The organism is Frankiales bacterium (assembly GCA_016125335.1).
GTDB lineage: Bacteria > Actinomycetota > Actinomycetes > S36-B12 > CAIYMF01 > Longivirga.
Genome location: WGLY01000017.1, coordinates 113,004 through 134,700, shown reverse-complemented (window position 1 = coordinate 134,700; position 21,697 = coordinate 113,004). Strand labels below are relative to the sequence as shown.

At 75.3% G+C, this 21,697-nt stretch carries 18 protein-coding genes; 10 read left to right on the top strand and 8 right to left on the bottom strand.

Going from position 1 to position 21,697, the window contains the following annotated elements:
• The first annotated feature begins 233 nt into the window (after window positions 1-233).
• The 3 genes from GC157_10460 (at window position 234) to GC157_10450 (ending at window position 2,789) form a co-directional block, all read left to right on the top strand.
• Window positions 234-740, top strand: coding sequence for an SET domain-containing protein-lysine N-methyltransferase (locus GC157_10460; GenBank protein ID MBI1377888.1), 507 nt, complete (start codon window positions 234-236; stop codon window positions 738-740).
• A 79-nt stretch (window positions 741-819) separates the two neighbouring features.
• Window positions 820-1,803, top strand: coding sequence for a GNAT family N-acetyltransferase (locus tag GC157_10455; GenBank protein MBI1377887.1), 984 nt, complete (start codon window positions 820-822; stop codon window positions 1,801-1,803).
• Entirely contained in the window at window positions 1,800-2,789 is a 990-nt protein-coding gene (locus tag GC157_10450; GenBank protein ID MBI1377886.1) for a GNAT family N-acetyltransferase, read from the top strand. Before GC157_10455 ends, GC157_10450 begins: the two co-directional genes overlap by 4 nt.
• A 14-nt stretch (window positions 2,790-2,803) precedes the next feature.
• Here the strand turns inward: GC157_10450 and GC157_10445 are convergent, their stop codons facing one another.
• The 3 genes from GC157_10445 to GC157_10435 are packed head-to-tail and all read right to left on the bottom strand — an operon-like array spanning window position 2,804 to window position 6,043.
• Window positions 2,804-3,784 (bottom strand): zinc-binding dehydrogenase, encoded by a 981-nt coding sequence (locus GC157_10445; GenBank protein ID MBI1377885.1) that lies wholly within the window; start codon window positions 3,782-3,784, stop codon window positions 2,804-2,806.
• A 1-nt stretch (window position 3,785) separates the two neighbouring features.
• Window positions 3,786-4,805 (bottom strand): Ion channel protein, encoded by a 1,020-nt coding sequence (locus GC157_10440; protein MBI1377884.1) that lies wholly within the window; start codon window positions 4,803-4,805, stop codon window positions 3,786-3,788.
• A 17-nt stretch (window positions 4,806-4,822) separates the two neighbouring features.
• On the bottom strand, window positions 4,823-6,043 hold the full coding sequence (locus GC157_10435) for a molybdopterin molybdenumtransferase MoeA (protein ID MBI1377883.1): 1,221 nt from the start codon (window positions 6,041-6,043) through the stop codon (window positions 4,823-4,825).
• A 188-nt stretch (window positions 6,044-6,231) separates the two neighbouring features.
• On the opposite strand from GC157_10435, the gene GC157_10430 reads away from it, so the two are divergent.
• Genes GC157_10430 through GC157_10405 form a run of 6 tightly spaced genes read left to right on the top strand, consistent with a single transcriptional unit; the run spans window position 6,232 to window position 14,453 of the window.
• Window positions 6,232-7,854, top strand: a complete 1,623-nt coding sequence (locus GC157_10430) for an acyl-CoA carboxylase subunit beta (protein MBI1377882.1) — start codon at window positions 6,232-6,234, stop codon at window positions 7,852-7,854.
• Window positions 7,855-7,858: 4 nt separating this feature from the next.
• On the top strand, window positions 7,859-9,979 hold the full coding sequence (locus GC157_10425; GenBank protein ID MBI1377881.1) for an ATP-grasp domain-containing protein: 2,121 nt from the start codon (window positions 7,859-7,861) through the stop codon (window positions 9,977-9,979).
• Entirely contained in the window at window positions 9,976-11,865 is a 1,890-nt protein-coding gene (locus GC157_10420) for an acyclic terpene utilization AtuA family protein (GenBank protein MBI1377880.1), read from the top strand. Before GC157_10425 ends, GC157_10420 begins: the two co-directional genes overlap by 4 nt.
• Window positions 11,598-12,503 carry a TetR family transcriptional regulator gene (locus tag GC157_10415; GenBank protein MBI1377879.1) on the top strand — a complete coding sequence of 302 codons (906 nt, stop codon included), beginning with the start codon at window positions 11,598-11,600 and terminating at the stop codon, window positions 12,501-12,503. The genes GC157_10420 and GC157_10415 overlap by 268 nt, the downstream gene beginning before the upstream one ends.
• Window positions 12,500-13,648, top strand: a complete 1,149-nt coding sequence (locus GC157_10410) for an acyl-CoA dehydrogenase (GenBank protein ID MBI1377878.1) — start codon at window positions 12,500-12,502, stop codon at window positions 13,646-13,648. Before GC157_10415 ends, GC157_10410 begins: the two co-directional genes overlap by 4 nt.
• Window positions 13,649-13,676: 28 nt before the next feature.
• Complete coding sequence (locus GC157_10405; protein MBI1377877.1) at window positions 13,677-14,453, top strand: enoyl-CoA hydratase; 777 nt, start codon at window positions 13,677-13,679, stop codon at window positions 14,451-14,453.
• Window positions 14,454-14,458: 5 nt separating this feature from the next.
• Here the strand turns inward: GC157_10405 and GC157_10400 are convergent, their stop codons facing one another.
• Window positions 14,459-14,998 carry an NTP transferase domain-containing protein gene (locus GC157_10400; protein ID MBI1377876.1) on the bottom strand — a complete coding sequence of 180 codons (540 nt, stop codon included), beginning with the start codon at window positions 14,996-14,998 and terminating at the stop codon, window positions 14,459-14,461.
• 318 nt (window positions 14,999-15,316) lie between these two features.
• On the opposite strand from GC157_10400, the gene GC157_10395 reads away from it, so the two are divergent.
• The gene (locus tag GC157_10395) at window positions 15,317-16,321 is read left to right on the top strand and encodes a LacI family DNA-binding transcriptional regulator (protein ID MBI1377875.1); all 1,005 of its coding nucleotides are present in this window, start codon (window positions 15,317-15,319) and stop codon (window positions 16,319-16,321) included.
• 16 nt (window positions 16,322-16,337) lie between these two features.
• On the opposite strand, the gene GC157_10390 is transcribed toward GC157_10395, so the two are convergent.
• The 4 genes from GC157_10390 to GC157_10375 form a co-directional block, all read right to left on the bottom strand.
• Window positions 16,338-17,336 carry a glucosyl-3-phosphoglycerate synthase gene (locus tag GC157_10390; GenBank protein ID MBI1377874.1) on the bottom strand — a complete coding sequence of 333 codons (999 nt, stop codon included), beginning with the start codon at window positions 17,334-17,336 and terminating at the stop codon, window positions 16,338-16,340.
• 86 nt (window positions 17,337-17,422) lie between these two features.
• Window positions 17,423-19,537: a S8 family serine peptidase gene (locus GC157_10385; protein ID MBI1377873.1), complete on the bottom strand. Its 2,115-nt coding sequence runs from the start codon at window positions 19,535-19,537 to the stop codon at window positions 17,423-17,425.
• Between the two features lie 15 nt (window positions 19,538-19,552).
• On the bottom strand, window positions 19,553-20,470 hold the full coding sequence (locus GC157_10380) for a zinc-binding dehydrogenase (GenBank protein MBI1377872.1): 918 nt from the start codon (window positions 20,468-20,470) through the stop codon (window positions 19,553-19,555).
• A gap of 180 nt (window positions 20,471-20,650) precedes the next feature.
• Window positions 20,651-21,625, bottom strand: coding sequence for a hypothetical protein (locus tag GC157_10375; GenBank protein ID MBI1377871.1), 975 nt, complete (start codon window positions 21,623-21,625; stop codon window positions 20,651-20,653).
• Between the last annotated feature and the right edge of the window lie 72 nt (window positions 21,626-21,697).

Sequence of the window (21,697 nt, the reverse complement as noted above, 5' to 3'; positions counted from 1 at the left end):
CGCCGCGCGGGCCGGTCGCGCGGTCGCGCCGGCTGCGTCCGGTCCCGAGGGTCCTGAACCGCCGTTCAGCGTTGGGCCGCACGAGGTTTCCGGATTCGTCGTCGTTCACCCGCGTGTGCTTCCATTCCGTCCTGGGGCGGGCAACGGGCCCGTCCGCGCGCTCATCGTGAGGGGTGAGGGCACCGGACCCGAGGGGCACCGGGCCGCGCGATCGTCGCTGAAGGAGACGACACGTGGACTACAACTGGCTGTTCCCCGGGGCGCAGGCCCGACCGGTCGGTGCCAAGGGCTGGGGCTCCTTCGCCACCGAGCGGATCCCAGCGGGAACCACGGTCGCCGCCTTCGGCGGGTGGGTCGTCACCCACGAGACCCTTGCGACCTTCAGCGAGGACCGGCAGGGCCGCTCCATCCAGATCGACGAGGGCCTCTACCTCGTCTCCGACGAGACGCCCGAGCCCGGCGACATGCTCAACCACTCGTGCGAGCCCTCCTGCGGGCTGGTCGGGGCGACGGTGCTCGTGGCCCTGCGCGACATCGAGGTGGGCGAGGAGCTCACCTTCGACTACGCCACGTGCGACTCCAGCGACTACGACGAGTTCGAGTGCCTGTGCGGGGAGCCCACCTGCCGCGGCGTCGTCACCGGGCTGGACTGGACCCGGCCGGAGATCCAGGCCAAGTACGCCGGGTGGTTCTCGCCCTACCTCGCCCGCCGGATCGCCGCCCTGCCGGCCGCCACCTGAGCCCCGGCGGCGACGCCGTCCACGCCGGGCTCCGGAAAACCTCACGACACCGGCGGGCGCTCCCGCCATCCTCGGTGGCATGACCGATCCCGCCGCGGGGGGCCCGCTCACCGTGCGGCCGCTGCGCTACGGCGCGGACGGCCTCGACCCGGTCGACCTCGAGACGGTGGTGGGCCTGGTCGCCCGCCGCGACCTCGACGTCCTGGGCGAGCGCGACGGCGGCCCCTCGGACGTCGCGTGGATGCTGGGGATGCCGACGGTCGACCGCGAGGCCACGGCGCTGATCCTCGACGGCGAGCGGCCGGTGGCCTACGTGTTCGTGGAGAACGACGCGACCGCACGACACTCCTTCACCGAGGTGGTCGCGCCGCACGGGCCCGCGCGCGCCGAGGCCCACCGCGTCGGCGTCGCGCACGGGCTCGCGGCTGCCCGGCGTCACCGCGACGCGGCCGGCGGGGGCGAGTGGTCCGCGCGGGCCGGGGGATGGGTGCAGGACGCCGAGCTCGGCGCGGTGCTGACCGAGGCGGGGTTCACCCCGGTGCGCCGGTTCCACCGCATGCGCATCGACTCGTCCTCGCCCGAGATCCCCGCGCAGGCTCCGCCGCTGCCCGAGGGCGTCGAGCTCGTCGTCTCCGACGACGAGGCCACCCGCCGGCGCATCTGCGACGTCGACAACGACGCCTTCCGCGACCACTGGGACTTCACTCCACGCCCGTGGGACGAGTGGTGGGCGTTGTGGGAGACCTCGCGCACCCGCGACCCCGAGGGGTGGTGGCTGCTGACCGTCGACGGGGAGGACGCGGCGATCTGCCTGCTCGACGACAGCCTCGCCGACATGGGGGACGGCTTCGTCGCGCTCCTCGGCGTGCGCCGTCCGTTCCGGGGCCGTGGGCTGGCCCGGCTGCTGCTCCGGCGGGCGTTCGTGCGCTACCGCGACCTCGGCCGCAACGGGACGCAGCTCGGCGTCGACGCCGAGAACCTCACGGGCGCGGTGGCGCTGTACGAGGGTGTGGGGATGCGGCCGGTCCGCACGTTCCAGTCCTACGCACGGGACCTCGCGTGAGCGCCGGGGCCGCGCTGCCGGCGGGTCTCGTCGTCCGGACGCCCACCTACGTCGAGGACGGCGTCGCCGAGCTCGAGGACGTGCTCGAGCTGGTGACCGCCTGCGACGTCGCGGTGGTGGGCGAGCCCGACACCGGCCGCGACGACCTGCGGGGCATGCTCGCCGGGGAGTCCAACGACCGCGAGCGCACCGTGCTGGTCGAGGACGCCTCCGGCGCCCTGCGCGGGTTCGTGTGGATCGAGCGCGACCCCACCGCGGGCGACTCGTGGTGCGACGTCTACGTGCGCCCGGGCACTCCCCCCGCGGCGGCCGACGCGCTCTACGACCACGGCTTCGCCCTCGGTCTCGCCGCCGCGACCGCGCACCGAGACCGCGAGGGCGCGACGTCGTGGACCCTGCGCACCGGCGCCTTCGCGCAGGACGAGCGGCTGCGCGCCGCGATCGCCAGGGCCGGCCTCGCGCAGGTGCGCCGGTTCTGGCGCATGCGCATCGACACCGACTCGCCCGCCGTCCCCGCCACGATGCCGGAGCTGCCCGACGGCGTGACGCTGGTGGTCGCCCGCAGCGAGGACGAGCTCCGGCGGGCCCATGCGGTGCAGCAGGCCGCCTTCGCCGACCACTGGGACTTCGTGCCCCGGTCGTGGGAGGAGTGGAGCCGCCACTTCGCCGAGCGTGGGCTGTCGGAGGACGGGTCGTGGCTGCTCCAGGTGGACGGCGAGGACGCGGCCGTGCTCATGCTCGACGAGACCCGCGCCGACCTCGGCGGCGGCTACGTCCCGATCCTCGGCGTGCGCCGCGAGTTCCGTGGCCGCGGCCTGGCCGCGCTGCTGCTGCGCCGCGCGTTCGTCCGCTCGCGCGAGGAGGGCCGCTCGTTCGTGGCCCTCTCGGTCGACAGCACCAGCCCGACCGGTGCGCAGCGGCTCTACGAGCGCGTCGGCATGACCGCGGCCCGGGTCATCGACGCCTTCGCCCGCGAGCTCGACTGAGTCGGACGCCGCGCTCACCCGGGGGTGAGCAGCACCTTGCCGATGTGCGCGCCGGCCTCGAGGGCGCGGTGCGCCTGCGCCGCCTCGCTCATCGGCAGCACGCGGTCGACCACCGGCACGATGCGGCGGGACGCGACGAGCGGCCACGCCTGCTCGACCACGGCCGCGCAGATCTGCGCCTTCTCCTCCACCGGCCGCGCGCGCAGCGTCGTCGCGTGGATCGAGGCGCGCCGGAACATGAGCCGGCCCAGGTCCAGCTCGCCGCGGGCCCCGCCCTGCATGCCGATGACCACCAGGCGCCCGCCCGTGGCGAGCACCTCGACGTTGCGGCCCAGGTAGGCCGCGCCGATGACGTCGAGCACGACGTCCGCGCCGTGCCCGCCGGTGGCCTCGCGCACCAGCGCGACGAAGTCCTCCCGCGTGTGGTCCACGAGGATCTCGGCCCCGAGGTCGCGGCAGCGTGCCAGCTTCTCCGCCGAGCCGGCCGTGACGGCCACGCGGGCCCCGAGGGCGACGCCGGCCTGCACCGCGAAGGTGCCGATGCCGCCCCCGCCCCCGTGCACGAGGAGCACCTCGCCGGCGCGCAGGCCGGCGACGAGGACGACGTTCGACCACACCGTGCACGCGACCTCCGGCAGCGCGGCCGCGTCGACCAGGCTGACGCCGTCGGGCACCGGCATGACCTGTCCGGCCGGCACGGCGACCAGCTCCGCGTAGCCGCCGCCCGAGAGCAGGGCGGTGCACGCGTCGCCCACCGACCACCCGGTGACGCCGTCGCCGACCGCGGCCACGGTGCCGCTGCACTCGAGGCCGAGGACGTCGGACGCGCCGGGCGGCGGCGGGTAGAAGCCCTGGCGCTGCAGCAGGTCCGCGCGGTTGACGCCGGCAGCCGCCACGCGCACGAGCACCTCGCCCGGGCCGGCGACGGCGTCCGGGACCTCGGTCCACCCCAGGGTCTCCGGGCCGCCGTGGCCGGTCTGGGTCACCGCGCGCACGTCAGGCCCTCGCCGCCGGCCGGACGACGACCACGCGGTCGCCGAGCTGGAGCAGCTTGACCGCGCCCTCGTCGAAGCGGTGCGGGGCGCCGTCGCGCACGACGGCGAGCACGAGGTTGCGGTCCTTCTGCAGTGACTCCGGCGGCACGCCCAGCTCCTCCGCGGTGATGTCGCGCTCGACGATCTCCAGGCCCAGGTTGGGCTCGAGCAGGTCCTCGACGAGGCCGCCCGCGACCGGCGAGATGAGCGAGAGCCCGAGCAGCCGGCCGGCCGACTCGGCCGTGGGGATGACGACGTCGGCGCCGCTCTGCTTGAGCACGGGGATGTTCTGCGCCTCCCGCGCAGACGCCACGAGCGTGGCCGCGGGCGACAGCCGCCGGGCGGTCAGCGTGACGAGCACCGAGGTGTCGTCGCGGTCGGTGGCCACCACGACCCGGGCCGCGGCCGGCACGGCGGCGTCGCGCAGCACCTGCTCGCGGGTGCCGTCGCCCACGATGCCCAGCGACCCCTTCGCGGTCGCCTCCTCGATCTCGGCGCGCGACGGCGACACGACGACGATGCGGTCGGCCGGCGTGCCCTGGTCGACGAGCGCCTGCACGGCGCTGCGGCCCTTGACGCCGTATCCGATGACGACGGTGTGGTCCTTCACGGAGCTCCTCCAGCGGCGGGCCCGGAACTCGTCGCGGCTGCGCCGCGTGAGCACCTCCACGGTGGTGCCGACGAGCGTGATGAGGAAGACGAAGCGCAGCGGCGTGATGACCAGCACGTTGGTCAGGCGCGCGGCCTCGGTGACCGGGACGATGTCGCCGTAGCCGGTGGTCGACAGCGTGACGGTCGCGTAGTAGAGCGCGTCGAGGGGTGTGATCGGCAGGCCGTTCGCGTCCTTGTAGCCGGACCTCTCGACGTACACCAGCACGGTGGTGACGACCAGGCAGGCGACCGCGATGCCGACGCGGATGAGGAACGAGCCGAGCGGGCCGTAACGGCGCGCGGGCAGCCGCAGCTTCTCCTGGCCTGCCATGCGCCGACCGTAGCGCCTCAGGGCAGCGGCAGTACCTGCACGGTCGACCCGCGCGCACCGTCGCCGGCCGGCACGACGGCCATGCCGTCGGCGAGGGTCAGCCCGCGCAGCATGGCCGGCCCGTCGTGCAGCGTGGGCGTCGCGACGTCCTCGCCCTCGACGTGACGGCGCACCACGGGGATGAGCCGCACGTCGGTGGGGTGCGGGCGCACGTCGGCGGCCAGCACCGCCGTGCCCACCTGGGTCTCGTCGGCGCCCACCTCGCCGCGCAGTGCGGCGACCAGCGGCACCGCCAGCGTGAGCAGGGCCGACACCGCCGCGAGCGGGTTGCCGGGCAGGCCGATGACGAAGCGCCCGTCGGGCAGGCGGGCCAGGCACATCGGCGAGCCCGGGCGCACCGAGACGCCGTCGACGACCCAGTGCGCGCCCAGCCGGCGCAGCGCGGCGTGCAGGTGGTCGGCCGGGCCGGCCGCGGTGGATCCGGTGGTGATCACGACGTCGGCGTTGGCGTCCTCGAGCTCCTCGAGCAGGGCGTCGAGGGAGTCGGGCACGCGCACCGGCGGGAACGCGCGCCCCCCGGTCCACGCGACCCAGCCCGGCAGCATCGGGCCCAGGGCGTCGCGGACGCGGCCGTCGCGCGAGGGGCCGCGCTCGAGCAGCTCGTCGCCCAGCACGAGCAGCGCGACGTCGGGCGGGCGCACCACGTGCAGGGCGTCGTAGCCGGCGGCCGCCGCCATGCCGACCACGGCGGGCGTGACGACGCCGCCGGCCTCGAGCAGGGCGTCCCCGGCGGCGCACTCGCCGCCGCGCGGTCGGATGTCGCTGCCCGGCTCGACGTAGCCCGGGTGGGGCGCGGGCAGGCCGCGTACCGGGTCGCCCACGACCAGCTCGGTGCCGTGCGCGCTCTCGCGGGTGAGCCCGCGCTCGCGGCGCAGCACGGCGTCCACCCCGATGGGCAGCGCGGCCCCGGTGGACACCACCAGGGCCGTGCCGTCGGCCACGCTGTCGAGGCGGTCGCCGGCGAGCAGCCGGCCGACCACGGTCCAGGGACCCGGGCCCGAGACGGCCCAGCCGTCCATCGACGCGGAGTCGAACGGCGGCAGCGCCGTGGCCGCGACGAGCGGGTGCGCCAGGACCGACCCGACGGCGTCGGGCAGCGGCACCTCGACGACGGGCAGCGCGGAGGCCGCCTCGCGCGCGGCCCGCCGGGCCACGCTCCACGACGTCGCAGCGCTCACCCCGGCATCCTCCCCCCGCCGCGGGCGCGGGCCGGGGCCGACCCGCCGGGCCGAGCCGCCGGGGCCGGGGGGACCGGCGCCCGACTCGTTGACGCCGGTATCAAGTTGACAGTAGCGTCAGGTCGGCTCGACGGCGCCGCCCTCCGGTGGCGGCGCACCGCTCCCGTCCCCGTCCGCAGGGAGGCGCCATGGCCCGGCTGGCCACCCGCCTCGACCCGCGCTCGCCCGAGCACGCCGCCACGCGCGCGGCCCTGCTCGAGGCGCTCGAGGAGATCGCCCGCCTCCAGGCCGCGGTCGTGGGCGGCGGCGGCTCGGGCGGCGCCGACCCGGCCAAGGACGCGGCCGCCGTGGCGCGGCTGCGCCGTCGCGGCAAGCTGCTGCCGCGCGAGCGCATCGCCCTGCTGCTCGACCGCGGGTCCGACTTTCTCGAGCTCTCCCCGCTGGCCGGCTGGGGCACCGACGACCCGCTCGGCGGCGGCCTGGTGACCGGCGTCGGCACCGTCAGCGGCGTGCGCTGCGTGGTGAGCGCGAACGACCCCACGGTCAAGGGCGGCGCCCAAGGGCCCACGAGCGTGGCCAAGGGGCTGCGCGCCATGGAGGTCGCCCGGGCCAACCGGCTCCCGCTGGTGTCGCTCACCGAGTCGGCCGGCGCCGACCTGCCGCGGCAGGCGGAGATCTTCGTGCCGGGCGGGGCGTCGTTCAAGAACCTCACCCGGCTCTCGGCGGCCGGGATCCCGACGGTCACCCTCGTGTTCGGGTCCTCCACCGCGGGCGGCGCCTACGTGCCGGGCATGAGCGACTACGTCGTGCTCCAGCAGGACGCCGCGCGCGTGTACCTCGGCGGCCCGCCGCTGGTGAAGATGGCGATCGACGAGGACGCCGACGAGGAGTCGCTCGGCGGTGCCGCGATGCACGCGCGGGTGAGCGGCCTGGCCGACCACCTCGCCGCCGACGAGCCCGACGCGCTGCGCATCGGCCGCGAGATCGTGGCCCACCTCAACTGGCGCGAGCTCGGGCCCGGGCGCTCGCGCGCGGCCGTGCCGCCGGCGTACGACGTCGACGAGCTGCTCGGCGCCGCGCCCGTCGACGTCCGCGTGCCGTTCGAGGTGCGCGAGGTGCTCGCCCGCGTGCTCGACGGCAGCGAGCTCGAGGAGTTCAAGCCGCTCTACGGCACCACGCTGGTCACCGGGTGGGGCCACCTCGACGGCTTCCGGATCGGCGTGCTCGCCAACAACGGCGTGCTGTTCAGCGAGGAGGCGGAGAAGGGCGCGCAGTTCATCCAGCTGTGCGAGCGCCACGACGTGCCGATCCTGTTCGTGCAGAACATCACCGGCTTCATGGTCGGCACCCGGTACGAGCAGGGCGGCATCATCAAGGACGGCGCCAAGCTCATCAACGCGGTGTCCAACTCCACCGTGCCGCACCTCACGCTGATGGTCGGGGCGTCCTACGGCGCCGGCAACTACGCGATGAGCGGCCGCGCCTACGACCCGCGCTTCGTCTTCACCTGGCCGCAGCACCGCATCGCCGTGATGGGGCCGCGCCAGCTCGGCGGCGTGCTCGAGATCGTGGCGCGCCAGCGCACCGAGGCCGCCGGCCAGCCGTTCGACGCCGCGGCGTTCGCCCCGGCGCGCGAGGCGTTCGAGGCCCAGGTGGAGTCGCAGTCCACGGCGCTCTACGCCACGGGGCGGCTGTGGGACGACGGCGTCATCGACCCGCGCGACACCCGGCGGGTGCTCTCGCTGGCGCTCGCCGCCGTGCACTCCGGCCCGGTGCGCGGCTCCAACACCTACGGCGTCTTCCGGATGTGACGCGATGACCTCCGAGCGCGTCCGCGCCGTCACCCGGGTGCTCGTCGCCAACCGCGGCGAGATCGCCCGGCGCATCGTGCGCACCTGCCACGCGACGGGCGTGGAGACCGTCGCGGTCTTCTCCGACGCGGACCGCGGCGCGCCGCACGTCGACGAGGCGACGCTCGCCGTCGCGATCGGCGGGCGCACCGCCGCGGAGTCCTACCTCGACCCGGACCGGCTCCTCGACGCCGCGCGCCGCAGCGGCGCGGACGCCGTCCACCCCGGTTACGGCTTCCTGTCCGAGGACCCGGACTTCGCCCAGGCGGTGCTCGACGCCGGGCTCGTCTGGATCGGGCCGCCCCCGGACGCGATGCGCGCCATGGCGCGCAAGGTGGAGGCCAAGCGCGTGGCCGCGGCGGCCGGCGTCCCGCTCGTGCCCGGTGCCGAGCTCGACGCCGACGTCTCCGACGAGGCGCTCGTGACGGCCGCGGCCGGCGTCGGGTACCCGGTGCTGGTGAAGGCATCCGCCGGGGGAGGCGGGCGCGGGATGCGCGTGGTGACCGCCGCGGACGAGCTGGCGGCGGCGGTGGCGGCCGCGCGGCGCGAGGCGCAGGCGTCCTTCGGCGACGCCACCGTGTTCCTGGAGCGCTACCTGTCCCGCGGGCGCCACGTGGAGGTGCAGGTCTTCGGCGACGCGCACGGCGAGGTGGTGCACCTGTTCGAGCGCGAGTGCTCGGTGCAGCGCCGCCACCAGAAGGTGGTCGAGGAGTCGCCATCGCCGGGCACGACGCCGGCCACGCTCGAGGCGATGTGCGCCGCCGCGGTCGCCCTGGCGCGCGCGATCGGCTACGTCGGCGCCGGCACCGTGGAGTTCCTCGTCGCCGGCGAGGGCGACGCGCAGGAGTTCTTCTTCCTGGAGATGAACACGCGGCTCCAGGTGGAGCACCCCGTGACCGAGCTGGTCACCGGGCTCGACCTCGTGGCCTGGCAGCTCGCGGTCGCGCGGGGCGAGCCGCTGCCGCTGCGCCAGCACGAGATCGGGCGCCGTGGCCACGCGATCGAGGCGCGCCTCTACGCCGAGGACACGGCGCGGGGGTTCCTGCCCAGCACGGGGCGGCTGCTGTCGTGGGACCTCGACGACGACGGCGGCGACTGGCTGCGCGTCGACAGCGGCTACGAGCAGGGCGCCACCGTCTCGGAGCACTACGACGCGCTGCTCGCCAAGGTGGTCGCGCACGGCGACGACCGCACCGACGTCGCGCGCTCGCTGGCGGAGTACCTGAGGGGCACGTCGGTGGTCGGCGTCACCACCAACGCCCTCATGCTCGCGGCTGTGCTCGACCACCCCGCGTTCCTCGACGGCGCCACCACCACGGCGTTCCTCGACGAGCACCCCGAGGTACTCGCACCGCAGGCGCCGGCCGACGTGCTCGACCTGCACCTGCTCGCAGCCGCCGCCGCGCTGTTCGGCCTCGGCGGCGACGCGGCGGGCGAGGGCTGGCGCACCGTGGCCGGGGTGCCCGAGACGCTGCGCGTCGGCTACCGCCGGGGCGAGCGCGACGTGGTCGCCGTGCTGGGCCGTGCCTGGACCCGCGACGGCGCCACGCTGCTCGTGGCAGCCGACGCCGACGAGCTCGACGTCGACGGTGCCCGCGTGGATCCCCATGCGGCGCAGACGATCGCGGCGATGGCAGGGCCGGTCGGCCCGGTCCGGTCGCACCGCGCGGTGCGCCTGGACCCCCTCGGGCCGCGCGCTGACGACGGCTTCGCGGCGCACCGCCTCGAGGTCGACGGCGTGCGCCGCACCGTCGACCTGCGGCACGATCCGGCCGACCCGGCCGAGTCGGTCGCCGTCGACGCCGAGGGCTGGGTCACCACGTTCTCGGTGCTGCCCCTCGGGGCGGCCGGCGGCCACGAGGCGGGAGCGAGCGACCCCACCACACCGGTGCCCGGCACGGTCACCCACGTGGCCGTCGAGGTGGGCAGCACCGTCGCCGCGGGCGAGCCGCTCGTGGTGCTCGAGGCGATGAAGATGGAGCACACCGTGCGGGCCGGCGCCGACGGCGTCGTGACGGCGGTGCACGTGCGGGTGGGGCAGTCCGTCGACGCGCACGTGGTGGTCGCGACGGTGGAGCCCTCATGAGCGAGCGGCCGGTGCGCATCGCGAACTGCAGCGGGTTCTTCGGCGACCGGCTCTCGGCCGCGCGCGAGATGGTCGAGGGCGGCCCGATCGACGTGCTCACCGGCGACTGGCTCGCCGAGCTCACGATGCTGATCCTGGCGAGGCAGCGGCTCAAGCACGGGCCCGGCAGCGGCTGGGCCCGCACGTTCCTCACCCAGCTGCGCGAGGTGCTCGGCACGTGCCTCGAGGACGGCATCAAGGTGGTCTCCAACGCCGGCGGCCTCGACCCGGCGGGCGCGGCGGCGGCCGTGCGCGCCGCCGCCGACGAGCTCGGCCTCGGGCGCGTGCGGGTCGCGTGGGTGGAGGGCGACGACCTGCTCCCGCGCCTCGACGGGCTGCGAGCGGCCGGCGAGCCGTTCGCCAACCTCGCGACGGGGGAGCCGCTCGAGGCGCTCGGCGCCCCGCCGCTCACCGCCAACGCCTACCTCGGCGGCCGCGGCATCACCGCGGCGCTCGCCGCCGGGGCCGACGTCGTCATCACCGGCCGGGTCACCGACGCCGCGCTCGTGGTGGGTCCGGCCGCGTGGTGGCACGGCTGGGACTACGACGACCCCGCGCAGCTCGACCGCCTCGCCGGCGCCGTCGTCGCCGGTCACGTCATCGAGTGCGGGGCGCAGGCCACCGGCGGCAACTACGCGTTCTTCCGCGAGGTCCCGGGCCTCGAGCACGTCGGCTTCCCGTGGGTCGACGTCGCCGACGACGGCACGAGCGTCGTCGGCAAGCACGACGGCACCGGGGGACTGGTCGACGTCGGCACCGTGACCGCCCAGCTGCTCTACGAGATCGGCGGCCCCGCCTACGCGAACCCCGACGTGACGGCGCGCTTCGACACCATCGCGCTGGCCCCGGCCGGGCCGGACCGGGTGCGGATCAGCGGAGTGCGCGGCGAGCCGGCACCGGCCACCCTCAAGGTCGCGATGAACGCGCTCGGCGGGTTCCGTAACTCCGCGTCGCTGGTGCTCACCGGGCTCGACGTCGAGGCGAAGGCCGATCTCGCGCTCCGCACGATCGCGGGACTCCCTCTGGCCCAAGCACTCTCGGGCACACCGGAGGACAACGCCGCGGCCTCGCGGTTCGCGGTGCGCGAGCTGCACGTCGCGCTGCTGCGCCGCGACCGCCCCGACCCCGCCACCACCGCGGACGCCCAGGCCGAGCTGCGGATCACCGTGAAGGCCGCGGACCCCGCCGCGGTCGGCAAGGCGTTCACCGCGCCGGTGGTCGAGAGCGCGCTGGCGAGCTACCCCGGCATGTTCCCCACGGCGCCGCCGTCCGACGGCACGCCGTACGGCGTCTACTGGCCCACCACCGTCGCGGCAGATCTGGTCGAGCAGGTCGTGCACCTCGACGCGGAGGGCACCACCACGGTCGTCGCCACCGTGCCGGGCGGTGGGGCGCCCGGACCCGCCGGAGCGCTCGGGGACCAGGCCCACCAGGAGCCCGAGCCCCCGCAGCCCGGCGGCGCGACGGTGCGCGTCCCCTTCGGCGCGATGGTGGGGGCGCGCAGCGGCGACAAGGGCGGCGACGCCAACGTCGGCGTCTGGCTGCGGCCCACGGGCGACGACGACCTCGACCGGCGCCGGTGGTCCTGGCTGGCGGGATCCCTCACCGCGCACCGGGTGCGTGCGCTGCTGCCCGAGGCGGGCGACCTCGGCGTCGACGTGCACCCGCTGGCGAACCTGCGCGCCGTCAACGTCGTGGTCCACGGCCTGCTCGGCCGCGGGGTGGCCGACTCCACCAGCCTCGACCCGCAGGCCAAGGGCCTCGGCGAGCACCTGCGGGCGCGCTGGGTCGACGTCCCGCGCGACCTGCTCACCGACGACGAGCGCGCGCAGGCGGTGACGACGTGAGCGCCCGGGCCGAGGAGAAGGCCGCGCCGCTCACCGACCGCGGACGCCGCACGCGCGACAACCTGCTCGTGGCCGCGCGCGCGGTGTTCGAGGAGCGCGGGTACGCCGCGACCCGCATGGCCGACATCGCCCGGGCGGCCGGCGTCTCCCACGGCACGACGTACACCTGGTTCGCCGACAAGGAGGCGCTGCTGCGCGCTCTCGTCGACACGATGATCGACGAGGTGTTCGCGGCGCTCGCCATCGGCGACGAGGTGCCGGACCCGCACGAGCGGATGCTCGAGGGCAACCGCCGCTACCTCGCGGCCTACCGCCGCCACGGCCGGATGCTCGAGGTCGTCGAGGAGGCCGCGGCCGTGGAGCCGCACTACCGCGACGTGCTCGCCGGCGTCCGCCGCGACCACGTGCGCCGCGTCACCCGCGACATCGAGCGGCTCCAGGCCGCGGGCGAGGCCGACACCGACGTCGACGCCGCGGTGGCCGCCGGGGCGCTGTGCGCGATGGTCGAGGGCTTCGGCCGGCACTGGTACGGGCGCGACGAGCAGGCCGGTGCGGCCTACGGCGACGAGACGGCGGTCGAGACCCTGAGCCTGTTGTGGGCGCGGGGCCTGGGTGTGCGGACGAAGGAGCGGTCATGAGGTTCACCCCCGAGCACGAGCAGTTCCGCGCGGTCGTCCGCGACCTGGTGACGAAGGAGATCGACCCGTACGTCGAGGAGTGGGAGCGGGCCGGGATCTTCCCCGGCCACGAGCTGTTCCCCAAGCTCGCCGCGGTCGGCGCGCTCGGCCTCGAGTACGACCCGGAGTACGGCGGCCAGGGCGCCGACCACTCCTACACGCTGGTGCTCGCCGAGGAGCTCGGCCGCGCCGACTGCGCCGGCGTCCCGATGGGCATCGCGGTGCAGACCTCGATGGCGACGCCGGCGCTGGCCCGCCACGGCAGCCACGAGCTGAAGAAGGCCTACCTCGAGCCGGCGCTGCGCGGCGAGCAGGTGTGCTCGGTCGCGGTGTCCGAGCCGGGCGCGGGCAGCGACGTCGCCGGCATCACCACCCGCGCCCGCCGCGACGGCGACGACTGGGTGATCACCGGCCGCAAGATGTGGATCACCAACGGGACCCAGGCCGACTGGGTGTGCCTGCTGGCCCGCACGAGCGACGAGGGCGGGTACGCCGGTATGTCGCTCATCGTCGTCCCCACGGCCACTCCCGGCTTCAGCGTCGGCCGCAAGATCGAGAAGATGGGCAACCGGTCCAGCGACACCGCCGAGCTCGTGCTCGACGACGTCCGGGTGCCGGTCGACCACACGATCGGGGAGATCGGACGCGGCTTCCAGCTGCAGATGCAGCAGTTCCAGGACGAGCGGCTCGTGGGTGCCTACCTCGCCGTGGCCGGCGCGCGTCGGGCGCTGGACCGCACGGTGGAGTACCTGCGCGTGCGCGAGGCCTTCGGCAAGCCGCTGCTGGCCAACCAGCACCTGCAGTACCGCCTCGCCGAGCTCGTCGCCGACGTCGACCTCGTGCACGAGTACTGCCACGCGGCGGCAGAGCGGGTGCTCGCCGGCGAGGACGTCACGCGCATGGCGACGATCGCCAAGCTGAAGGCCGCTCGCGTGGCGCGCGAAGTGGCCGACGCCGCGGTGCAGTACCACGGCGGCATGGGCTACGCCGAGGACATGTGGGTGGAGCGCTACTACCGCGACGCGCGCCTGGTCTCCATCGGCGGCGGCGCCGACGAGGTCATGCTGCGCGTGATCAGCCTCCTCGAGGGCATGGGCCGCCGATGACGGACGCACGGGTGAAGGGGTGGGGACCATGACGGTGCGCTACGAGGTGGCCGACGGCGTCGCCACCCTCACCCTGTGCTCGCCGGAGACGCGCAACGTCCTCACCGCGGCCACGATGCAGGCGCTGCGCGAGCACCTCACCTCTGCGGCGGACGACGACGCCGTGCGCGTCGTCGTGCTCACCGGCGAGGGGACGACGTTCTGCGCGGGGGCGGACCTCGCCGGGGCCGCGGCGGCCGACGCCGCGTCGTTCACCGACAGCGGTCCCGCCGCGCTCGTCGCGGTGCTCGAGGCGATGCTCGAGCACCCCAAGCCGATCGTCGCGCGCGTGCAGGGCCACGTCGCCGGCGGCGGCAACGGCCTGGTGGCGGCGAGCGACATCGCGGTGGCGGCGGAGTCGGCGCGGTTCGCCTTCAGCGAGGTGCGTGTGGGCGTGGCCCCGGCCGTGATCTCGGTGGTGTGCCTGGCCGTGATGCGACGCCGCGACGCGCAGGAGCTCATGCTCACCGGCGAGCGGGTCTCCGCCGACCGCGTCCACGAGGCCGGCCTGGTCACCGCGGTCGCGGCCGACGACGCCCTCGACGCCGTCGTCCGCTCCTACGTCGAGGCCCTGCTCGCCGGCGGTCCGCAGGCGCTGCGCGCCACCAAGGACCTGCTGGCGCACGTGCCCGGGCAGGCGCGCGGGGAGGCGTTCGCGCGCACGGCGGAGCTCTCGGCCGCGCTGTTCGGCAGCGACGAGGCGCGCGAGGGCATGACGGCGTTCCTCGAGCGGCGCCCCCCGTCCTGGGCACCCGGCGGCGACTGACCCGGTCAGTCCGGCGCGGGCAGGTCCTCGGGCCGGTCGACGTCGCGGCTCCACCCGTCGGGGTCGTCCACGTCCACCACCTCGAGGCCCTCGAGCAGGGCGCGGGCGGGGCGGTCGCGCGGGTCGGTGCCCTCGAGCGACCGGCGCAGCGCGCCGGCGCGGTAGGCCGCCAGCAGCGGCTGGCGCCGTCCGCCGGCGTCGCGCGCGACGGCCGCGCCCGCCTCCGGACGCGCCTCGAGCTCGGCGAGCAGCCGGGGCAGCAGGGGGCCCGGGCCGAGCAGGTCGCCGGCGAGCACCAGCACGACGCCGGTGGTCACGTGCGGCAGCGCGGCGGCGACCGCGGCCAGCGGACCGGACCACGGCGGGTCCTCGCGCACCACCACCACGTGCGGACCGAGCGCGGCCCGGTGCGGCCCGACCACGACGACGTGCCCGGCCACCGCCGAGGCCGCGTCGACGACGCCGGCCAGCAGGGTGGAGCCGCCGAGCGCCACCTCGAGCTTGTCGGCGCCGAAGCGCCGCGAGCGCCCGCCGGCCAGCACCACCGCGGTGACGTCGGGCGAGGGGGGCACGCCGCGACGCTACCGGCAGCCTGTAACGGTTCCGGATCGTTTCAGGGTTTGCGGGACGACGGCCCGTCCGCGGCCCGCCCGCGCGGGCTCCCGACCTGGCCCGGACGGCACCACCGGCCCCGATCCGTGCGGGGACGCGGCCCCACGCGGCGATGTCCGGCATGGGGGACGATGCGCGTAAACGCTTGCACTCCGGAGCCGCCACTCCGTACCCTGACCCCGCGCTGGCGAGCTCGTCGGCCCCGGAACGTCGCGAAGGAGCCCCGGCCCATGGCCATGACCATCCGCGACATCGCGCGCGAGGCGGGCGTGTCCACCGCCACCGTGTCGCGGGCGCTGCGCGGGCTCCCCAACGTCGACCCGGTCACCCGCGAGCGGGTCCGCCAGGTGGCCGAGCGGCTCGACTACGTCGTCTCCCCGGCCGCCTCGCGGCTGGCCTCCGGCCGGGCCGGCGCCATCGCGGTGATCACCCCCTACATCGCGCGCTGGTACTTCGGGCGGGTGCTCTCGGGGATCGAGCGGGTGCTTCAGGCCAGCGAGCTCGACCTGCTGCTCTCGAGCATCGGCGACCCCAGCGAGACCCACCGCGTCCCGCCGCACCGCAAGCTGCGCCGCCGCGTGGACGGCTTCCTCGTCATCTCGCTGTCGACCGACACCGAGGGCGTCAGCGAGATCTTCGACGCGGACCTCCCGGTGGCGCTCATCGACACCGAGCGCCCAGGCTGCTGGTCGGTCGGGATCGACGACGTCGCCGGCGCGCGGATGGCGGTGCAGCACCTCATCAACCTCGGCCACGAGCGGATCGGGCTCATCTCCGGCCGGCCGCTGCCCACTCCCTTCCGGCCGGAGGAGAACCGCTGGATCGGCTACCGCGACGCCCTCGTCGACGCCGGCCTGCCGGTCGAGCCGGACCTCGAGGCCTGCGGCCACTTCACGATCGAGGGCGGCGAGCGGGCGATGACCACGCTGCTGGCCCGGCCGCACCCGCCCACGGCGGTGTTCGCGATGTCCGACGAGATGGCCTTCGGCGCCCTGCGCTCGCTGCGCGCGCACGGGCTGCAGCCCGGGGCCGACGTGTCCGTCGTCGGCTTCGACGGGCACGAGATGTCCGAGCACCTCGACCTCACCACGATCGTGCAGCCCGTCGAGGAGATCGGCGCGCGCGCGGCGCAGACCCTCCTCGACGCGCTCGACCGGCCGGGGGTCGAGCCGCAGCAGGTGATCCTGCCGCTGAGCATGGTCGTGCGGGGCTCCACCGCGCTGCGCCGCGACCGCACGACCGCGCCCGTCTCGTAGGACGCGGAGCGCGGGCTCAGCCCGCGAGCATCTCCTCGCGCACGTCGCCCATGGGCGGGCGCAGCGGCAGGTCGCCGCGCAGCCCGGCCGAGGCGGGCGCGTCCACCCGCGAGAGCGCGGCGCGCAGCACCTCGCGCGCCTGGCCGCTCACGGAGCTCAACGGGCGGTTGCGCACCACCCGGTCGCCGACGTCGACCTGCGCGATGCACCCCACGCCGAAGCGCTCGGCCACGTCGATGAGCAGGCCCATCTCGACGCCGTGGTCGGGCTCGAACGGCACCGCCTCGAGCACGTCGCGGCGGCCGGCGTACTCGCCGCCGAGCGGCTGGCGCAGGTGGGCCAGCCGCGGGTGCACGAGCGAGAGCACAGGACGGGCGGTGCGCTCGGTGACCCGCCCGCCCTCGCGCCGGCCGGCACCGAGGCGACGGGTGTACACCGCGCGCACGAGCGCGGTCGCGGGGTCGGCGAGCAGCGGCCCGAGCAGGCCGCGGACGACGTCGCACGAGAGCCCGACGATGTCGGCGTCGAGCCACACGAGGATGTCGCTGTCGGTCGCGGCCAGCGACCGCCAGAGCACGTCGCCCTTGCCGACCGCGGGGCCGAACTGGGGGAGCACGGAGTCGGCCGGGACCACCCGGGCCCCGGCCGCGGCGGCGACCGCCGCGGTGCGGTCGTGCGAGCCGTGGTCGAGCACCACGACGTCGTCGACGAGGCCGGCGTCGACCAGGGGGCGCAGGGTGCGCACGATGCGGCCGATCGTGGGCTCCTCGTCGCGCGCCGCCAGGCACACGCTCACGCGGCGCCCGTCCTTGGCCGCCACGAGGTCGGCGACGCCGTACTCGGAGTGGTGGTGGTGCGCGAGCCCCACCGGCGGACGGGCGGGCGCGCCGGTGCGCGCCCCCTGCCGTCCGGTGCTGTCCCCCATGACGTCCTCCTGCCACTGCGGCGCCCGTGGTCGGTGGGACGCGCGCTGCTGCTCCGAGGATCCCTCGCGAAGGTGGAGGAAAGGTGTCATCCGTGTCTCGACCACGTCCTAGTTGGGCCGTCGGGGCGACTCGGCCACCCTGGTGCCGGTCCAGCGGTGACGTGGGGGAGGACCGGTCAGGGGTGGGCGTGCCAGGACACGAGCACGTAGCCGGGCACCGGGAACCGGCGGTTGCCCGCCGCGTCCGTGCCGGAGACCCGGAACTTGTAGCGGCCGCTGGGCACCCCGCGCCCTGACGCGGTTCGCCCGTCCCACAGCACGGCGAACCTGCCGGCGGCGTGCGCTCCGCCGTAGAGCCGGCGCACGACGCGGCCGGACATCGTGCTCACCACCACCGAGAACGACGACAGCGCCTCCGAGCTGGTGGCGCCCAGGCCCGCGGAGTCGGCGTAGCCGTCTCGCCGCGGGTAGATGACGCGGCGGCCGGGGTGGGCGCCGGTGAGCTCCGGCGGCGTGAGGTCGACGCGGACGTAGGACGCCGCGAGGCCGTCGAGCTGCGTGCCGCCGACCCTCGCGGACGTGCGCACCTGGATCCGGTAGACGCCCTCGCCCACGGTGCGGCCGTGCGCGTCGTGCCCGTCCCAGATCCAGGTGTGGGCGCCGGCGGCCACCGTGCCCAGGGCCACCGGACCGGCCACCTTCGACCCGTCGGCGGCGAACACCGACGCGGTGGCGGTCTGCGACTGGTCGACCGAGTAGCGCACGGAGGTGGTGTCGACGCGCCCGTCGCCGTTGGGGCTGAACACCCGCGGCGAGGCCGTCGCGCTCACCTGCAGCCGCGGCGCCTGCGCCAGGGCGGCGGCGTACTGCACGAGACCGTGGCCGAACCCGAGCGCGGGGCCCGTCGTCGTGTCGGTGATCGCGGCGACGACGTCGGAGAGCGTGAACGCCGGGTGCAGCGAGCGGATCAGGGCGGCCTCGGCGCCCACGATCGGCGAGGAGAAGGACGTGCCGTCCCACACCGAGTAGCCGTCGACCCGGTCGTCGTGGGTGTCGTAGGCCAGCGGCAGCGCGATGGGGATGCCGACGCCCGGCGCCGCCACCGTCACCCACGAGCCGTACGTCGAGAACGACGCGCGGGTCGTGCCGTCCGAGGTCGTCGCGCCCGCGGACACGGCCCCGGTGCAGGCCGCCGGGTACTGCTTCACGGTGTTGCCGTTGTTGCCGGCCGCCGCGACGACGAGCACGCCGTGGGCCACGGCGTAGTCGACCGCCGCCTGCTCGGCGGTGTCCGGCGTCGGGTCGCCGAGGCTGATGTTGACCACCGAGGCGCCGTGGTCGACGGCGTAGACGATGGCCGTGGCGACGGCGGCCGCGGTGATGCGCCCCGTGGAGTCGGCGGCCTTGAGCAGCAGCAGACCGGCGTCGGGAGCCGCCCCCGCGATGCCGATGCCGTTGTTGGTCACCGCGGCGGCCACGCTGGCGACGGCGGTGCCGTGGCCGGGGAGCGGGTCGCCGGGCGAGTCGGCCACCGCGGAGCCGCCGTCCACGACGTCGTGGGTGCCCACGACCTTCGCCGCGACGTCCGGGTGGCCGGCGTCGAAGCCGCCGTCGACGACCGCGATCGTGACGCCGTCGCCGCGGGCGACGTCCCAGGCGGCGGGCGCCGCCACCGCGCCGAGGGCGGTGGCCTGGCGCGGCAGCCAGCGCGGGTCGTTCGGCGTGAAGAACGGCCGGCGCTCGGGCGAGGCCGTCACCGCGTCGCTGCCGTACGTCGCGGCGAGCGCGGCCGCGGTGGACGCGGCGTCGGCCGCGGGGACGGTGACCGTGGCGAACCCGATCCGCGCCAGCGCGTCGTCGGTGCGGGCCGCGGCACCGGCGACCCGGGCGGCGACGGCGCGCACGGCCGTGAGCGAGGCGTGCGCCGCCGGGATGCCGGTGCGCACCTCGAGGGTGACCGTGCCGGACGCCGACCCCGCAGAGGCCGTGGTCGCGGCGGAGGCGGTCCCGACGGGCAGGAGGAGCGCCGCGAGCGCGGCGGCGAGCGCGACGGTCGCCGGCGGGCGCAGCGCGGCTCGGCGCACGGTCCCACCCCTTCCGCGCCGGGACCTGCGGACACCCGGCCCCGCCATTGTCGCCGCCCGCCCGGCCGAGTCCACCCGGGGACCTCGCGCAGCCGGCCGGGGGGCGCCGGGCGTGCAGACCGAGCTACGCGGCCGGCCTCGCGGCATGTCGCGGATCAGGGGGAGGGGCGGTGAGCCGTGCAGCCCCGCGCGGCTGTCGTCGGTCATCCGCAAGGTCCCGGCTCACGGACGAACCTGGATGACGGTCTTGCCCTTGGCTCGCGCAGTGGGGTTCAAGGCGGCAACCGCGTCGTCTAGGACGGTGACGGTGCCGATGCTCGGTGTCAGCCGTCCGTCGCGCACTCGCTGGACGAGCTCCACCAGTTGCTCGCGGTTCGCTTCGACGACGAAGTCGACGGCCAGGCCGTTCGCCGGCGTTGCGCTCACCGGGCCGACGACCGACACCAGGGTGCCTCCGGCACGAACGAGACCGGCGGACCGCTTCTGGATGTCGCCGCCGATGACATCGAAGACCAGGTCGACCTTCCCGACGTCCTCCAGGACGTCGTTGTCGAGGTCGACGAACTCAGCCGCGCCGAGATCGAGCGCCTTCCCCCGGTCGGCCGCGCGGCCGGTACCGATGACGTGTGCGCCGGCTTCGCGGGCGAGCTGGATGACGAGAGACCCGACCGCGCCACCGGCCCCGTGTGCGAGGACCCTGTGCCCCGCCTCGAGGCGCCCGTGCTGGAACAGCCCCTGCCAGGCCGTCAGACCCGAGATCGGCAGCGAGGCGCCTGTCGTGAAGTCGACGTCGCCCGGCAGAGGGGCGAGGTTCCGCGCCTCGACGGCCGCCAGCTCGGCCAGGCTGCCGTCTCTGTACCAGTCGGCGAGCCCGAACACCCGCTGTCCTACCGACAGCCCCGTCGTTCCGTAGCCGAGGGCCGCGACCACACCAGCCAGCTCGTGGCCGGGGATCGACGGTGTCCGGTCCCCTCCGCGTCGGTCGCTCCACGTCGACGGCCACTCCAGCTCCGTCGACACGAACCCGGCGGCGTGGACCTCGACGATGACGTCGTTGATCGACGCCAGCGGCGCAGGCCTGTCGACCAGCTCCAATCCCGCGGTTCCAGCATTCCGATCCGTGACCACAAGCGCCTTCATCCGGTGTCTCCTTCGTGCGGCCGATCGCGCCAGGTTGGGGAAGGTTCGAATCGACGAGCCCACCCGGTCGACACAGGCAGGTCCGCCCAGTCCACGACCCACTCTCGGGTGACTTGGAGGAGATGAACATGGGCGGAGTGTCATCCGACCGCTCACGTTCCTGAGCGCTGGCCGGTGGCCCTACCTCGACGGGCGCCGGAGCGCCTCGATCAACCCCGCTTGCGAGTGAACCCCTGCCTTCGCGAAGGTCGACGACAGATGGTTGCGCACGGTGCTCTGGGACAGGTGCAGGGCTGCGGCGATCGCCGGCACCCGGCGTCCGCGCAGCAGCAGGCTCGCGATCTCCAGCTCGCGGAATGTCATGCGGGACATCAGGGTTCGGTCGATCGTCATTTCGGGAAACCTGCGGTAGAGCGCGACAGCTCGGTCTGCGCGCGCCACGGAGCGCATTGCCTGCTGACCCTGCGGCAGCCGCAGCAGTGGGTCGGCAGACGGCATGAGGGCGAATCCGAAGTCGGGAGCTGGGTGCAGAGCCCCGCACACCATGAAATCCACGGGGACTGGCGGCGATCCAGGTCGCGACACGGCGGCGACACCTGTGGCCCCGGCGCGCGTCTGCAGAGCTTGGGCCATCACCCACAAGGCAGATGGAACGGTCTCTTGAGAGAACAGGCTCAGCAACTGCGTACCGATCAACTCGTGCGCGGGCTGGCCGCACAACGTCCCGATGTCGGCCGTCACATGGGTGATCGTCAGGGACCCGTCGCAGACGCCGAGCACCATCGGTGCTTCCGGGGCTGCCGGTTCTGGTAACGACCCTTCATGTCGATCAGGCTCCAGCCGCAGCACCATCAGGGCGTACCGCCACGGGCGTTCGTCACCGATGGCCCGCATCCACCCTCTGATCGGCTGCGGGGGTCGTCCGGTCAGCCTGAGGGCGTTTCCCGCCTCGTAACCGTCTATAGCGCCCCGCGCGATCATGTCCAGCCCGCCGCTCGGGCGATGCGACATGTAGTCGTAGACCCTCGCGCCGAGCGGGTCGTTGTGCCGACCGGGGTCCAAGAGCGCACCCAGGGGTTCGCTGACCGCGGCAATCGTCAGATCGTCGAGGTTCACGATCAGCGCGAGCCCGTCGGTCTGCATGACGAGGGACACCCAGCCTGCCGCTTCTCGCGACAGCGCTCGCGGCGTGCGTCGGACTACCACAGTCACCCGGCCGAAGTGGCT

Excerpts from the sequence above, each read along its gene's own strand:
- GC157_10455 (MBI1377887.1), top strand. The coding sequence starts at position 820 with ATGACCGATCCCGCCGCGGGGGGCCCGCTCACCGTGCGGCCGCTGCGC.
- GC157_10440 (MBI1377884.1), bottom strand. The coding sequence starts at position 4,805 with ATGGCAGGCCAGGAGAAGCTGCGGCTGCCCGCGCGCCGTTACGGCCCG.
- GC157_10430 (MBI1377882.1), top strand. The coding sequence starts at position 6,232 with ATGGCCCGGCTGGCCACCCGCCTCGACCCGCGCTCGCCCGAGCACGCC.
- GC157_10425 (MBI1377881.1), top strand. The coding sequence starts at position 7,859 with ATGACCTCCGAGCGCGTCCGCGCCGTCACCCGGGTGCTCGTCGCCAAC.
- GC157_10420 (MBI1377880.1), top strand. The coding sequence starts at position 9,976 with ATGAGCGAGCGGCCGGTGCGCATCGCGAACTGCAGCGGGTTCTTCGGC.
- GC157_10410 (MBI1377878.1), top strand. The coding sequence starts at position 12,500 with ATGAGGTTCACCCCCGAGCACGAGCAGTTCCGCGCGGTCGTCCGCGAC.
- GC157_10405 (MBI1377877.1), top strand. The coding sequence starts at position 13,677 with ATGACGGTGCGCTACGAGGTGGCCGACGGCGTCGCCACCCTCACCCTG.
- GC157_10390 (MBI1377874.1), bottom strand. The coding sequence starts at position 17,336 with ATGACACCTTTCCTCCACCTTCGCGAGGGATCCTCGGAGCAGCAGCGC.
- GC157_10385 (MBI1377873.1), bottom strand. The coding sequence starts at position 19,537 with ATGACCGACGACAGCCGCGCGGGGCTGCACGGCTCACCGCCCCTCCCC.
- GC157_10380 (MBI1377872.1), bottom strand. The coding sequence starts at position 20,470 with ATGAAGGCGCTTGTGGTCACGGATCGGAATGCTGGAACCGCGGGATTG.